Source organism: Sphingobium wenxiniae, from assembly GCF_007830065.1.
GTDB lineage: Bacteria > Pseudomonadota > Alphaproteobacteria > Sphingomonadales > Sphingomonadaceae > Sphingobium > Sphingobium wenxiniae.
In genome coordinates this window covers 172,003-185,939 of the sequence record NZ_VLKK01000002.1, presented here as the reverse complement: position 1 = coordinate 185,939, position 13,937 = coordinate 172,003, and the positions used below count along the sequence as shown (strand labels likewise).

Annotated in this window: 10 protein-coding genes; 3 read left to right on the top strand and 7 right to left on the bottom strand. The window is 65.0% G+C overall.

Annotated elements, in window-relative coordinates; all coding sequences use genetic code 11:
* Nucleotides 1-3 precede the first annotated feature (3 nt).
* Entirely contained in the window at nucleotides 4-411 is a 408-nt protein-coding gene (locus IQ35_RS03275) for a carboxymuconolactone decarboxylase family protein (RefSeq protein ID WP_021245889.1), read from the top strand.
* Between the two features lie 337 nt (nucleotides 412-748).
* Here IQ35_RS03275 and IQ35_RS03270 read toward each other — a convergent pair whose 3' ends face one another.
* Genes IQ35_RS03270 through hutI form a run of 5 tightly spaced genes read right to left on the bottom strand, consistent with a single transcriptional unit; the run spans nucleotide 749 to nucleotide 6,486 of the window.
* Entirely contained in the window at nucleotides 749-1,288 is a 540-nt protein-coding gene (locus IQ35_RS03270) for a HutD/Ves family protein (RefSeq protein WP_021245890.1), read from the bottom strand.
* Nucleotides 1,285-2,952 (bottom strand): urocanate hydratase, encoded by a 1,668-nt coding sequence (gene hutU, locus IQ35_RS03265; protein ID WP_021245891.1) that lies wholly within the window; start codon nucleotides 2,950-2,952, stop codon nucleotides 1,285-1,287. The genes IQ35_RS03270 and hutU overlap by 4 nt, the downstream gene beginning before the upstream one ends.
* Entirely contained in the window at nucleotides 2,949-3,764 is an 816-nt protein-coding gene (hutG, locus tag IQ35_RS03260; protein WP_145071957.1) for an N-formylglutamate deformylase, read from the bottom strand. The genes hutU and hutG overlap by 4 nt, the downstream gene beginning before the upstream one ends.
* Nucleotides 3,761-5,290 carry a histidine ammonia-lyase gene (gene hutH / locus IQ35_RS03255; protein WP_145071956.1) on the bottom strand — a complete coding sequence of 510 codons (1,530 nt, stop codon included), beginning with the start codon at nucleotides 5,288-5,290 and terminating at the stop codon, nucleotides 3,761-3,763. Before hutH ends, hutG begins: the two co-directional genes overlap by 4 nt.
* The gene (gene hutI, locus IQ35_RS03250; protein WP_021245894.1) at nucleotides 5,287-6,486 is read right to left on the bottom strand and encodes an imidazolonepropionase; all 1,200 of its coding nucleotides are present in this window, start codon (nucleotides 6,484-6,486) and stop codon (nucleotides 5,287-5,289) included. The genes hutH and hutI overlap by 4 nt, the downstream gene beginning before the upstream one ends.
* Before the next feature lie 87 nt (nucleotides 6,487-6,573).
* Here hutI and IQ35_RS03245 point away from each other — a divergent pair, with 87 nt between their 5' ends.
* Both IQ35_RS03245 and hutC read left to right on the top strand, forming a co-directional pair.
* Complete coding sequence (locus IQ35_RS03245) at nucleotides 6,574-7,953, top strand: formimidoylglutamate deiminase (RefSeq protein ID WP_145071955.1); 1,380 nt, start codon at nucleotides 6,574-6,576, stop codon at nucleotides 7,951-7,953.
* Between the two features lie 2 nt (nucleotides 7,954-7,955).
* Nucleotides 7,956-8,663 carry a histidine utilization repressor gene (gene hutC / locus IQ35_RS03240; protein ID WP_145072061.1) on the top strand — a complete coding sequence of 236 codons (708 nt, stop codon included), beginning with the start codon at nucleotides 7,956-7,958 and terminating at the stop codon, nucleotides 8,661-8,663.
* Nucleotides 8,664-8,718: 55 nt separating this feature from the next.
* Here hutC and IQ35_RS03235 read toward each other — a convergent pair whose 3' ends face one another.
* Together IQ35_RS03235 and IQ35_RS03230 are read right to left on the bottom strand one after the other, a co-directional pair.
* The gene (locus tag IQ35_RS03235; protein WP_242003274.1) at nucleotides 8,719-11,340 is read right to left on the bottom strand and encodes a M14 family metallopeptidase; all 2,622 of its coding nucleotides are present in this window, start codon (nucleotides 11,338-11,340) and stop codon (nucleotides 8,719-8,721) included.
* A 22-nt stretch (nucleotides 11,341-11,362) separates the two neighbouring features.
* Entirely contained in the window at nucleotides 11,363-13,666 is a 2,304-nt protein-coding gene (locus IQ35_RS03230; protein WP_021245898.1) for a TonB-dependent receptor, read from the bottom strand.
* Nucleotides 13,667-13,937: the final 271 nt, after the last annotated feature.

Here is a 13,937-nt window from a genome sequence, read left to right as displayed (position 1 = left end):
CTGATGCATGAGCCGAATGCCAAAATCACCGATGAGCAGCGCGAAGCGGCACTTGCGCTGCTCAGGAGCTTTGATTCGCAGGTCATGCGCGAAGCGGCGGAAGGCGGCGCCAAAACCGGGTTCGCCCAGGAAATCGGCCCCATCGCCTTTGAGAATGTCTTCGCGCGTTTGTGGACCCGGCCCGGGCTGGACAAGCGGGCGCGGAGTCTCCTCACTCTCGGCATTCTGATCGGCCTTCGGTCCGAGGATGAACTGCAAATCCACATGATGATCGCGCTCGCCAATGGCCTGACGATGCAGGAACTGGAAGAAGTGATCTATCATGCCTCCGGCTATGCCGGCTTCCCCGCAGCCAACTCGGCACGGCGGGCTGCGGTCACGGCGTTTCGCAAGGAAGGCTTGATCGACTGAGGGAAGCGGGAGGCGCTACAGAGCCGCATTCAGAAAATCCGGCCTGATTGAGGCATCGCCGGACGCGCCTTGCAGGGGCTGTCATGAAGAATATGAATCTTCCCGGCGGATCGCAGATGCGAAATGGCCTCGGATTATAGGGCCATAACAGCCAATGTCGCGGGGGGACTGCGCTACACCCGCAGCGCCTTTGTCCGGCACATCAAGCGGCGCTGGATGATCTTGAATATGGGCTGCAACTGGAAGCCATGGCGGCCACAGCCGCCGTGCAAGGGGCGTCAAGCTGAAGTCGGATTACGCCGACGGTCCATGCGGCTCTCCAGCGAGGGCGGAGGCTTCAAACGCCCTGGACGAATTGGACCAGAATGGATGGCCCCATGACATGCAGGGGGCCATCCATGCGGGCGCAGTCCCATCGCTCAAGCATGGAATTTCCCAACTGTTGAGCTTCGAGCGCGACAAGGAAGCCTGCTCCCCGAGAGGGCGCAACGTCGCCGGCGCGGAGACGCTGCATCACGATGTGGCACGCGCCGCGCCGTCCCATGGCGTTAAGGTCCAGCACCGGGCCGTCCACCGGCTCTCCCGTCACGGCCGCAGATCCATCAAAGGCGTAGGGCGCGCTGGCGCCGCCCAGCCGAACGTCGAGTGCCGGACCGGACAGATGCAATACACCGTCCAGCACTGCCAGGACCCGATCGATGCCCGCAAAGGTGGAAAAGGCGCCCGCCCTTTCCACCCGCGCCATGCTGAGCCGCCAGAGGAAATCGTCCATGCTCGCGCCAGGCGGAAAGACGGCGATTTCCCGCGTCGTGCCCCCGCCATTCTTCCAGGCGACCTCCGGACAGTCGCCCGCCCGGATGATCTGCGTGACGCTCACCCCAATATGCCGGGCAGGTCGAGGCCCTTTTCGCGCGCGCAGTCCCGCGCGATGTCATAGCCCGCATCGGCATGACGCATGACGCCGGTGGCGGGATCATTCCACAGTACGCGTTCCAGCCGCCTGGCCGCTTGCGCCGTGCCGTCGGCGACGATCACCATGCCGCTATGCTGGGAAAAGCCCATACCCACGCCCCCGCCATGGTGGAGCGATACCCATGTCGCACCCGACGCCGTGTTGAGCAGCGCGTTGAGCAATGGCCAGTCGGAAACGGCGTCGCTGCCGTCCTTCATCGCTTCCGTCTCGCGATTGGGGGACGCGACCGATCCGCTGTCCAGATGGTCGCGGCCGATGACGACCGGGGCCTTCAATTCCCCCTTCGCCACCATCTCGTTAAAGGCAAGGCCCAGCCGGTGCCGGTCGCCCAGCCCCACCCAGCAGATGCGCGCGGGCAACCCCTGGAACTGGATCTTCTCCCGCGCCATGTCGAGCCAGTTGTGGAGATGCGCATTGTCGGGCAACAACTCCTTCACCTTGGCGTCGGTGCGATAGATGTCTTCCGGGTCGCCCGATAGCGCGACCCAGCGGAACGGCCCGATGCCCCGGCAGAACAGCGGGCGGATATAGGCGGGGACGAAGCCGGGGAAGTCGAAGGCATTCTCCACGCCCTCATCCTTCGCCACCTGGCGGATATTATTGCCATAGTCGGTGGTCGGCACGCCCGCCGCCTGGAAATCCAGCATCGCGCGGACATGGACGGCCATGGAGGCTTTCGCCGCCTTCGCCACGGCTTCGGGTTCCCGTTCGCGCCGCTCGATCCACTCCGCCACGGTCCAGCCGATGGGGAGATATCCGTTCACCGGATCATGCGCGCTGGTCTGGTCGGTGAGCAGGTCGGGCCGGATGCCGCGCCGATAAAGCTCCGGCAAAATCTCCGCCGCATTGCCCAGCAAGCCGACCGACACGGGCTTCCTGTCGGCGCAGCTTTTGTCGATGATCGCCATCGCCTCCTCGATGGTGGAGACGGCGACATCCAGATAGCCCGTCCGCAGCCGCATCTCGATCCGGCTCGGCTGACATTCGATGGCGAGGCAGGACGCGCCCGCCATCACGCTGGCCAGCGGCTGCGCCCCGCCCATGCCGCCAAGACCCGCTGTCAGCAGCCATTTGCCGCCAAGATCGCCGTCATAATGCTGGCGTCCCATTTCCACGAAGGTTTCATAGGTGCCCTGCACGATGCCCTGCGTGCCGATATAGATCCACGATCCGGCGGTCATCTGGCCATACATGGCGAGGCCGCGCCTATCGAGTTCGTTGAAATGCTCCCAATTCGCCCAATGCGGCACGAGGTTGGAGTTGGCGATGAGGACGCGGGGCGCATCTTCATGGGTGCGGAACACGCCCACGGGCTTGCCCGACTGGACCAGCAGCGTTTCATCCGCCTCCAGCCGTTTCAGCGTCTCGACCATCCGGTCATAGCTTTCCCAGTCGCGCGCCGCCCGGCCGATGCCGCCATAGACGACCAGTTCCTCCGGCCGTTCCGCCACGTCGGGATGGAGATTGTTCATCAGCATCCGCAGCGGCGCTTCGGTGAGCCAGCTTTTGGCGGACAGTTCCGGCCCTGTCGGGGCCTTGATGATGCGGCTGTTGTCGATACGGGTCATGGCTTGGCTTCCTGCTCGACGAAGGCGACGCAGGCCTTCAGGATTTGAATGAGGGTCGGCGTAACGGGGGCACGCGCCGGGTCGCAGGCGGTCGGCCAATTGGCTTCGTCGAGCACATCCGGCTCGTCCATATAGCCCCGCATGGCCAGTTCCATCTGGATCGCGTGCACGCCTTTTTCAGGGCGGCCATAATGGCGCGTCGTCCAGCCGCCCCGGAAACGTCCGTTCAGCACATGGCTCATTCCGCTATTCGCGCAGATGTCCGTCACCGCCCTCTCCAGCGCCGGATCGCAGGTGACGCCGCCATTGGTGCCGATGTTGAACTGCGGCAATTCGCCGTCGAACAGGCGCGGCACATGGCTGCGGATCGAATGAGCGTCATAGAGGACAATGCGCGGATGCCGTGCGCGCAGCCGGGCGATCTCTTCTTCCAGCGCTGCATGATAGGGCGCGAACCACGCCTCCCGCCGCCGTGTGATTTCCGCTTCGTCAGGCGTTGCGCCGACATAAAGCGGATCGCCGTCAAAGGTGGTGGTGGGACATAATTCCGTCGTCGCCTGCCCCGGATAGAGCGAAGCCCCCGAAGGATCGCGATTAAGGTCAATGACGCTGCGCGAAATGCGGCTGCGAACCATCGTCGCGCCCAATTCCCGCGCAAAGCCGTAAAGCCGGTCCATCCACCAGTCGGCATCCCGCCGCGCCAGCCAAGGGGAACGGAATGCGCTCTCCACATCGGCAAGCTCCGTGCCGCCATGGGGAAAGGAGACGATCAGCGGCGCGTCGCCCCGGATGATTTCCAGCCAATCCTTCATGCGACCTCCGGCAGCAGATCGCCCGCGCCCGCCACCAGCGCGCCCGATCGGACCAGCGCAGTGGCCCGCTCCATATCGGGGTGGAAATGGCGGTCGTCGGCCAACGTCGGCACCTTGCGGCGCAGGCAGGTGCGGGCGACCTCCAGCGGCTCGCTCGACGCCAGCGGCGCATGGAAATCGACGCCCTGCGCCGCGGCGAGCCATTCGATGCCGATCACCGCCGTCGCATTCTCCGCCATCTCCAGCAGGCGGCGTGCGCCATGGGCGGCCATGGACACATGATCCTCCTGATTGGCCGACGTCGGAATGGAATCGACGCTGGCGGGATAGGCGCGCTGCTTGTTCTCGCTCACCAGCGCGGCCGCCGTCACCTGCGGGATCATGAAGCCGGAGTTGAGGCCGGGCTTTGGCGTGAGGAAAGCAGGCAGGCCCGACAGCGCCGGATCGACCAGCATGGCGATGCGGCGCTCCGCGATGGAACCGATCTCGCAAATGGCAAGCGCGATCATGTCGGCGGCGAAGGCGACCGGCTCGGCATGGAAATTGCCGCCCGACAGTGCCTCGTCGGTGTCCGGAAAGATCAGAGGATTGTCCGAAACGCCGTTCGCCTCGATCTCCAGCGTCGCCGCCGCCTGCCGCAGCACGTCCAGCGCCGCGCCCATCACTTGCGGCTGGCAGCGCAGGCAATAGGGGTCCTGCACCCGCGCGTCGCCCTCCAGATGGCTGGCGCGGATCGGCGATCCGGTCATCAGCGCGCGCAGGGCGGCGGCGACCTCGATCTGCCCCTTGTGACGGCGCAGGGCATGGATGCGCGGATCGAAGGGCGTGTCGGAACCCTTGGCGGCTTCGGTCGAGAGCGCGCCCGTCACCAGCGCCGACTGGAACAGCAATTCCGCCTCGAACAATCCGGCCAACGCATTGGCGGCCGAGAATTGCGTGCCGTTGAGCAGCGCCAGCCCTTCCTTCGGCCCCAGTTCGACCGGCAACAGGTCCGCCTGCTTCAAAGCCTCCGCTGCGGGCAGCCGCGCGTCCCCGATGAAAATCTCGCCCACGCCGATCATCGTCGCGGCCATATGCGCCAGCGGGGCAAGGTCGCCGCTCGCCCCTACCGAACCCTGCGCGGGGATGACCGGCGTCAACCCCTTCGCCAGCATCGCCTCCAGCAGAGCGATCGTTTCGGGCCGCACGCCCGAAGCGCCCTGCGCCAGGCTGGCGAGCTTGAGCGCCATCATCAGCCGCACCACCGGCACCGGCGAAGGTGCGCCCACGCCCGCCGCATGGCTCAGCACGATATTGCGCTGGAGCCTCGCCAGATCGTCGTCGCCGATGCGGACGCTGGCGAGCTTTCCAAAGCCGGTGTTGATGCCGTAGACCGGCGCACCCTTCGCCAAAATGCGCGCGACCGCCGCCGCGCTTTCAGCCACGCGCTTCGCGCACTCCGGATTGAGGCGCACCGCCGCGCCGCGATACACCGCGCGCCATTGGGCGAGCGTCACGTCGCCGGGGCAAAGCATGACTTCGTTCATTGACCACTCCAGATACGGGCATGGAGCGGGTTGAACCCCATGCGATAGACAAGTTCGGCGGGACTTTCGATGTCCCAGATGGCAAGATCGCAGCTCTTGCCGGCCTCGATGGTTCCGATCCGTTCGCCAAGACCCAGCGCCCGCGCGGCGTTGCGCGTCACGCCCGCCAGGCATTCCGCAACGGTCAGCCGGAACAGCGTCGCCCCCATGTTCATCACCAGCAGCAGCGAGGTGAGCGGCGACGTGCCTGGATTGCAGTCGGTCGCCAGTGCGATCGGCACACCCGCGCGTCGTAGCCCCTCGATCGGCGGCAGCTTCGTCTCGCGCACGAAATAATAAGCGCCCGGCAGCAGCGTGGCGACCGTCCCGGCCCGCCCCATCGCTGCGATCCCGCTTTCATCCAGATATTCCAGATGATCGGCGGACAGTGCGCCAAATTCCGCCGCCAGCGCCGCGCCGTGCAGGTTGGACAATTGTTCGGCATGAAGTTTCACCGGCAGGCCATGACGCGCGGCCGCCTCGAACAGCCGCCGCGTCTGCTCCGATGTGAAGCCGATGCCCTCGCAAAAAGCATCCACCGCATCGGCCAGCCCGCTCGCGGCCACCTGCGGCATCAGTTCGTCGCAAAGCATGGCGATATAGCCGTCCGCATCGCCCGCAAATTCGGGCGGCAGGGCATGGGCGCCCAGGAAGCTCGTCTCGATCCGCACCGGCCGTTCCGCGCCCAGCCGCCGCGCCGCGCGCAGCATCCGCATCTCCGACGCTACATCGAGACCATAGCCCGACTTCACCTCCACCGTCGTCACGCCCTCGGCGATCAACGCGTCCAGCCGGGGAAGAGCGGATGCGATCAGTTCCGCCTCGCCCGCCGCGCGCGTCGCCTTCATGGTGGAGAGGATGCCGCCGCCCGCCCGCGCGATTGCCTCATAGGACGCGCCTTCCAGCCGCATCTCGAACTCGCGCGCGCGATTGCCGCCGTGGACCAGATGCGTGTGGCAGTCGATCAGCCCCGGCGTGATCCAGCGGCCCTCGCAGCGGACGGTCCGCGCCGCGTCGAAGGCGGGCGCGCCGGATTTGGGGCCAGCATAGAGGATGATGCCGTCGCGCGCGGCGATCAGACCATGATCGATAATCCCCAGATCGTCGCCCGCCATGGTGGCAAGGCGCGCATCTTTCCAGACTGTGTCGCATTGCATGGATATAAGACCCTTCACCTGTCGCTCATGGTGATTGCACCATTCGGATTTAATGTATAGACAAAAAACAACCCAAGGAGCAGATTTATGAGTAGCGGGTCCGGCAAAAACGCCAAATCGTTGTTTTTCGACCATCTGCTGCTGCCCGAAGGCTGGGCGCGCGATGTGCGCGTGACGATCCGCGACGGCCGGATCACGGCGCTGGAAATAGACGTCGAGGCGCGTCCCAAGGATGAGCGCCATGGCTGCGGCCTGCCCGGCATGCCCAACCTTCACAGCCATGCCTTTCAGCGCGGCATGGCGGGCCTGACGGAGCGGCGGGGGCCGAGCGACGACAGCTTCTGGACCTGGCGCGACATCATGTACCGTTTCGTCGACCGGATGACGCCGGACGATGTGCGCGCCATCGCCGCGCTTGCCTATGCGGAGATGCTGGAGAGCGGCTTCACCCGTGTGGGCGAGTTCCACTATCTCCATCATGACCGGAATGGCGCGCATTTCGCCGACCTCGCGGAAATGAGCGGGGCCATCGCCGCCGCCGCCGCCGAGAGCGGGATCGGCCTCACCCTGCTGCCCGTGCTCTATAGCCATTCCGGTTTCGGCGCGCAGCCGCCGCGCGATGGGCAGTCGCGCTTCATCCTCTCGGTCGAGGATTATGCCCGGCTGCTCGAAGGAGCGGGCCGTCATGTGGCGAGTTTGCCCGATGCGGTGGTCGGCGTGGCGCCGCACAGCCTGCGCGCCGTATCGCCGGACCAGTTGAGGCTGCTGGAACCGCTGGCGGCCGGACGACCCGTCCATATCCACATTGCCGAGCAGGTGAAGGAGGTCGAGGACTGCCTCGCCTGGAGCGGGCGGCGGCCGGTCGAATGGCTGCTGGATCATGCCGATGTCGACGGGCGCTGGTGCCTGGTCCATGCCACCCACATGACGGATGCCGAAACGGCCGCGATGGCGCGCAGCGGCGCGATCGCCGGGCTGTGCCCCATTACCGAGGCGAATCTGGGCGACGGCGTCTTTCCGGCGGAGGCTTTTCTGGCGGCGGGGGGGCGTTATGGCATCGGCAGCGATTCCAACATACTGATCGACTGCGCGGAGGAGTTGCGGCTGCTGGAATATGGCCAGCGGCTGACCCGCCGGGGGCGCAACATGCTGGCGCGGGGGGCGGGGCAGTCCACCGGCGCCGCGCTCCATGCTGCGGCGCTGGCGGGAGGAGCGGCGGCGCTGGGCGTCCGGAGCGGCCTTGCCGTTGGATTGCCCGCCGATATCGTCAGCCTCGATCCCGATCATCCCGCCCTCCTGCATCGGCAGGGCGATGCGATCACGGACAGCTTCCTTTTCGCCGCTGGACGGTCGGCCATTGACTGTGTCTGGCACTACGGGGAAAAGCTGGTGCATCAGGGACGGCACCGGGCGCGCAGCCGCATCCTTCGTGATTATCATGCTGCGCTGGAGACACTGATCGCGTGAAGATGCCGCTGCATGAACGGATTCGTTCCGATTTCGAGGGCCGGATCCTGGGCGGGGAACTGGCGCCGGGCGACCGCCTGCCGATCGAGCAAGAATTGATGCAGGAATATGGCTGTTCCCGCATGACGGTGAACAAGGCGCTGTCGGTGCTGGCGGCGGCGGGCCTGATCGTCCGGCGCAAGCGCGCGGGCACCTTCGTCGCGCGTCCCCGAGTGCATTCGATGGTGCTCGACGTGCCCGACATCGCCGCCCAGGTGCGCGAGCGGGGGCAGGATTATGCCTATCGCCCGATCCGCCGCGTGCTGCGCGGGGCGGGTGAGGATCAGGAGGAGGCACTGCTGGCCGGCTGCGGCGCGCTGATGCAGATCGACGGCGTGCATATGGTGGACGGCGCGCCATTGGGCGTTGAATTCCGCCTGGTGAGCGCGACGGCGGTGCCGGAGATCGTAAGGGCCGATCTGGACAGCGTGCCGCCTGGCAGCTGGCTGTTGCAGCATGTCCCCTGGACGGAGGCGGAGACGCGGATTTCCGCCGTGGCCGCATTGGGGGACGAGGCGCGCTGGCTGGGCGTGCCTGCCGGATCGCCTTGCCTCTGCGTCGAGCGCCGCACCTGGCGCGGGGCGGAGCGCGTCACCTATGTGCGGCAGCTTTTCCTGGGCGATGCCTATGACATGGTGGCGCGCTTCGGGCCGGGGGCTTCCGCGCGATAGAGTCTGTCCCGGTGTGTTTCGTCAAAAAGGGCGCCGCGAACGGCGCCCTTTTCGCTTACCTCTTCCCGCCTTCGGGATAGAGGGTGTTGAACAGCAGCTTATAGGCTCCATGCGACTGGCCGCGCCATTGCGGGCGGAAGCCGTAGAGGTAGATTTTCCCCTTGCCATATTCCACCTCCAGCGCGGCGGCCTTGCCCTGGATCGCTTCGGGATGGAGCAGCACGCCGCTGCGCAGCGGATTGCCGGTGGGGGCGTAGGATGCCAGCACCTCGCCCTTGAAGCCGGGCTTGGGCGCGAAGGCGGGACCGCGCTCGAACATCACGATCGGATCGGCGGGCATCCCCGCGCTGACGCGGGTGCCGGGCTTGAGGTCGATCTGCAACAGCGCGCCGGAGCAGAAGAACTGCTCGCTCTTTGCATCCTTGAGGATGTTGGTCACCGGCAGGCCGAACAGATCGATGATCGCGTCCGACGCATTGTTGAGCGCGACCAGCGTGCCGCCACTGCTGACGAAGCTCTTCAGCTTTTCCGCGCCGTCGGCGCCGATGCCGCCATAATAGGGCGCGGGCATCTGGCTCGGGCTGAACCCGTCCATCAGCGATGCGAGCGGGCCTTTATATTGGGACTCGAAATTGGCCGGCGGCGTGGTGTCGCTGGGACGCGATTTCGACGGCGCGGTCAGGTCGGGAATGACGATCGTGTCATATTTGCCCGAAAGCCCGGCCTTGACGTCCGCATTATAGAGGCTCTTGGGCGCGAAACTATATTGCTCCAGCAGCCAGCGGGTCCAGCCTTCGTCGATGTTCGACCCCCAGGGGCGATAGAGGCCAACGCGGCCCTTATGCACTGCTTCGCCCACTGGCTTGTCGGCCGATGCGGTGACCGCGACGCTGTGGTCCGACGCGATCTTGCCCATGGCGGCCGCCGACAGGCCGGTGATGGCGATGGCGTCCTGCGGCGCGGTGCCGGGATACAGCGCCGCGTTGGTCCACACCGCCTTGCCCCCGGCGGCGAGCGCCGCATTCAGCACGCGGTAGCTGTTGTTGACGCGGCGATCGACGAGATAGGTGCTGCCCGACCCGTTGATCCCGCCGGCGGGCGGGGTAGCGGCCGCGACCTTCTGCATGGCGGCGCGCGCCGCGCCGTCGATCGGCTGGTCGATCCGGTCCACATGCACGCCCATCTGCATCGGCAGCGTCCACCCGGTCACGTCATAGGGCAGGTCGGCGGGCTGGCCGTCGCCGTTCAGGACCGCGTCGGGATATTTCTGCTTCTCGAACAATTCCCGGGCGAGGCCCGCGAAGGGCTGGTCCATCGGGATCACCCAGCTTCCGGCCGCATAATTCCGGCCCCCGATGCTGGTCGGCTGGTCGATCCGCATCACGTCCAGCCCATGGGCGATCATGAGCTGCGCCAGCGATGCGGCTTCGGGCAGGTCGGCCTGGCTCGCGGGGATGACATAGGCGGCCGGGCCGTCCTTCGCCGCCGCGGCGATCATGTCGCGGCCCGCCTGATAGCGGTTGTAGAGCAATGTCTCGCGATATTTCTGCGCCGTCTCCAGCACCGACATGGACGCCGTCATCATATAGTCGACGGAATCCTTCAGGCGCCATTCCCCGCCCCGCCAGGGGTTGGGATACATGATCTGCGCCTTCAGGTCCTGCATCGGCTTGGGAAAGTCCTCGACCTTGTAGGTCTTGGGCGTCGCGCTGTCATGCGCGGTCTCGGTGAAGAAGGAGATCGTGTTGCGGAAGACATGGATATAGTCGAGGAAACCCGCATACCAATTGTCGAAGCGCGCCTGCGCGATGGCGCCCGGCTTCTGTTCGGTTTCCATCCGCGCCATGATGTTGGTGCCGATGGTGTTGGTCCATATCCGCATATAGGGGCTGATATTGGACGACACCGGATCGGCGAAAGGCGGCACCCAGATGCGCGCGGGGAAGGGCGCGACCTGATGCTGGCTATACCAGATGACCGGGGCATAATCCTGCTCGGTCGCGTTGACGACCTGGCTTTCCTTCATGTTCAGCATATAGCCGTCACGATTATTGTCGTGGCCGACATATTCCTGGTAGAGCCAGGGCGTGCGGCTGGTTTCCCACCGGGTGCCGCGCTGCTTGCGATACCAGTCGACGACCATGTCCTGCCCGTCGGGATTCAACGTCGGCCAGAGGACGAGGATGACGTTCTTGAGGATCGCGTCGACCTCGTCGTCATTCTTCGCCGACAGCAGCTTATGGGCAAGGGCCAGCGGCAGTTGATGGTCGGACACTTCGCTGGCGTGCATGCCGCCGTCGATATGGACGATGACCGGGCTGTCCTTGGCCAGCTTGCGCGCTTCCTCGTCGGTAAGGCCGCGGGCGTCGCCCAGCCGCTTCGAGATCGCCTTATATTTATCGAAATTGGCGATGTTCTGCGGCGTGGAGATCACCGCATAGACCATCGTCCGGCCATGGGTGGTCTTGCCCGTCTCGAACAGCTTGATCCGGTTCGACGCCTTGGCCAGAGCCTGGAAATAGCGGATCGAATCCTCATAATTGGCGAGATAATAATCCTCGCCCACATCATGGCCCAGCACCGCCTTGGGCGTGGGAACATCGGCCAGCGCCGGGGCGGCAAGGCCCATCGCCGACGCGGCCAGCAGGATGCTTGTCACTTTTCTCATGGTGGTCATGTCGCTGTTTCTCCGGAGGCGATCAGAAGTGGCGGCGCAGGTTGACGCCCACGGTCCGCGGCGCGGCCGACGTTGCCGAATAGCTGTTCGGGGTGGAAGACATCGACGCGCGGTTGATCGCGACGCTGTCGAAGATGTTGTTCACGAACAGATAGACGCCCGTGTCGCTTTCCGGCAACTCGAAACCGACGCGCACATTGGCGAGCGCATAATCTTCCATCTTCACGCGATAGATGTTGGTCGCCCGGAATTCGGAATAGGAGGCGCCGACATAGTTGACGTCCCCGCGCGCGAAGAAGTCGACCGAACTGCTGACCGGCATGCGATATTCCACGCCGAAGGACCCGCTGAAATGCGGGATAAAGGGAATGCGGTCTCCCGCGCGCCCGGCAGCCACGACGGAATCGTTGACCTGATCCTCGGTCAGCTTGGCATCCAGATAATTGCCCGCCAGGTTCAGCGTCAGCCCCTCGGCCGGACGGAGGAAGGCTTCGGCCTCCAGCCCCCGGATGCGCGCGGCGCCCGCGTTGGACAGGAAGGAGAAGGCGCCGTTGGTGGTGCGGCCGCTCACCTGCATATTGTCCCAATCGATCTGGAAGGCGGCGAGGTTCAGCGTCAGCTTGCGGCCCAGCAGGCTGAGCTTGGTGCCAACCTCATAATTCCACAGCTTGTCCGATTCATAAGGGGTCAGGTCCGCCGACAGGCCGATCACCTGGTTCGCGCCGCCCGGACGGAAACCTTGCGATGCCGTCGCATAGAACAGCATGTCGGCATTGGCCTGCCAGGATGCGTTGAACTTGAGCAGCGTGCCGTTCTCGGAGGAATCGACGGTGTTGAGCGGCCGCACCGGCGCGCCGATCAGCGTCCAGCCGATATCGGTGAAGCCCGACACGGTCTTGCTATAGTCGAAATAGCGGATGCCCGCGGTCAGGCTGAGCGCCGGGGTAACATGATAGGTGCCCTCACCGAAGACCGCGACCTGTTTCAGCTTGTCGAAGATTTCGCGGCGGTAGAAGATTTCGACCGGCATGATGATCTCGCCGCTTGCCTTGTCGGCACGGGCGTCCTCGGACGTCACGTCATTCTTGCGGTTCTGGTAGAAGCCGCCGATCGTCCAGTCGAAAGCCGACTCGCCGCTGGAACTCAGGCGCACTTCCTGCGTGAAGTCCTTGGTCGAACCGGGATAGTAGATCGCCGCCGGGCTGAGGCTGTCGATATAGCCATAATAGCCGGTCAGTTGGCCCGACGAACAGGGGCTGTTCGCATCGCCGTTCACATAGGCGGCGCAACGCGCCTCCGTCCGGTAGGTGCCGATATAATAGCTGTCGTCGGCGGCATAGGCGGACTTGCGGTGCTGATAGCTGGAGATGGAGGTCAGCGTGGCGCCGCCCATGTCCCAGGCGGCGGTCAGGCTGTAGAGTTGCGACTTGTCGGTATAGGGCAGGACGATCTGCGCGGCGGACTTGTAATCGCCCACGAGCGGGTTCCAGCTTGCCGACACCGCATCGGTGTTTTCAAAGGCGGCGGTCGCGTCGAGCGTGAAATTGGGGGCCGGGGTGAAGCGCAGCATCAGTCTGCCGCCGGTCGCGGTATAGTCGTTCACATTCTTGCGGCCAAGGAAGCTGTTGTCGACATAGCCGTTGCTGTCGCGGCGATAGAGTATGGCGCGGGCGGCCAGCAGGTCCGGCACCAGCGGGACATTGACCATGCCGTTGACGAAATAGCCGAAGCCGCCGCCCTTGGTGGTCTGCATCTGGCCTTCGACCTTGCCTTCATAATCCTGGCTCGGCTTGTTGAAGATGACGCGGATCGCGCCGCCCATGGAACTGGCGCCGTAAAGCGTGCCCTGCGGCCCGCGCAGCACCTCGATCCGGTTGACGTCGAATAGGGTGAAATCGGCCGTGCGGCCCGCCGCGTCGCTCGAAACGCCGACCGATCCGGTGACGGGCGTGTCGTCATAATAGACGCCCACGGTCGCTTCGCCCGACGCCTGCACGCCGCGCAGGCTGACGCGGCGCTGGCCTGGGCCGTTGTCCTGGATGCGCAGCGCGGGCACGAACTTGGCGTAGTCGGCGATGTTGGTGACGCCCGCATTGGTCAGTGTCTCGCCGGTCAGCGCCGTGATCGCCATCGGTGTCGTCTGGAGCGTGGTGTCCCGCCGCAATGCCGTGACGACAATGTCGGACCCGCCATCGGCAGGGGCAGCGGCAGGCGGCTGGGAAGTCTGGGCATGGGCCGGCATGGCGGCGCCGGCGGTAAGCAGGAAAAAGGTGGAGGCGATTTCGCAGCGCAAACGGGTGCGGCGAAGCAGTCGGCTGTTGTACATGAATTTCCCCTTTTTTGCTATTTGCAGAGGCGGCTTCTAGCGGCCGTTCCCAACAGTTGCGAATCGCATGATGCACCGCAATTAATGTCTATACAAGAAATTTTATTGCCCATTTATTGTGCATTGCGAAATTAGCAGTGCCTAATTTTTAGGCGGACCTTTGGACAACTGCTTGCAGGGGCGCAGCGGTCAATGGACGAGGCTGATCTCCCCTTTTGATCCTTCCGTTACGGCAGATTCGTGGCGCGCCGCTCCGGCCGGGGGGCGCTTC

Bases quoted from the DNA above. Each gene is read 5' to 3' on its own strand.
- IQ35_RS03275 (WP_021245889.1), top strand. From the start codon at position 4: ATGCATGAGCCGAATGCCAAAATCACCGATGAGCAGCGCGAAGCGGCA.
- hutU (WP_021245891.1), bottom strand. From the start codon at position 2,952: ATGACCCGTATCGACAACAGCCGCATCATCAAGGCCCCGACAGGGCCG.
- hutG (WP_145071957.1), bottom strand. From the start codon at position 3,764: ATGAAGGATTGGCTGGAAATCATCCGGGGCGACGCGCCGCTGATCGTC.
- hutH (WP_145071956.1), bottom strand. From the start codon at position 5,290: ATGAACGAAGTCATGCTTTGCCCCGGCGACGTGACGCTCGCCCAATGG.
- hutI (WP_021245894.1), bottom strand. From the start codon at position 6,486: ATGCAATGCGACACAGTCTGGAAAGATGCGCGCCTTGCCACCATGGCG.
- IQ35_RS03245 (WP_145071955.1), top strand. From the start codon at position 6,574: ATGAGTAGCGGGTCCGGCAAAAACGCCAAATCGTTGTTTTTCGACCAT.
- hutC (WP_145072061.1), top strand. From the start codon at position 7,956: ATGCCGCTGCATGAACGGATTCGTTCCGATTTCGAGGGCCGGATCCTG.
- IQ35_RS03235 (WP_242003274.1), bottom strand. From the start codon at position 11,340: ATGACCACCATGAGAAAAGTGACAAGCATCCTGCTGGCCGCGTCGGCG.
- IQ35_RS03230 (WP_021245898.1), bottom strand. From the start codon at position 13,666: ATGTACAACAGCCGACTGCTTCGCCGCACCCGTTTGCGCTGCGAAATC.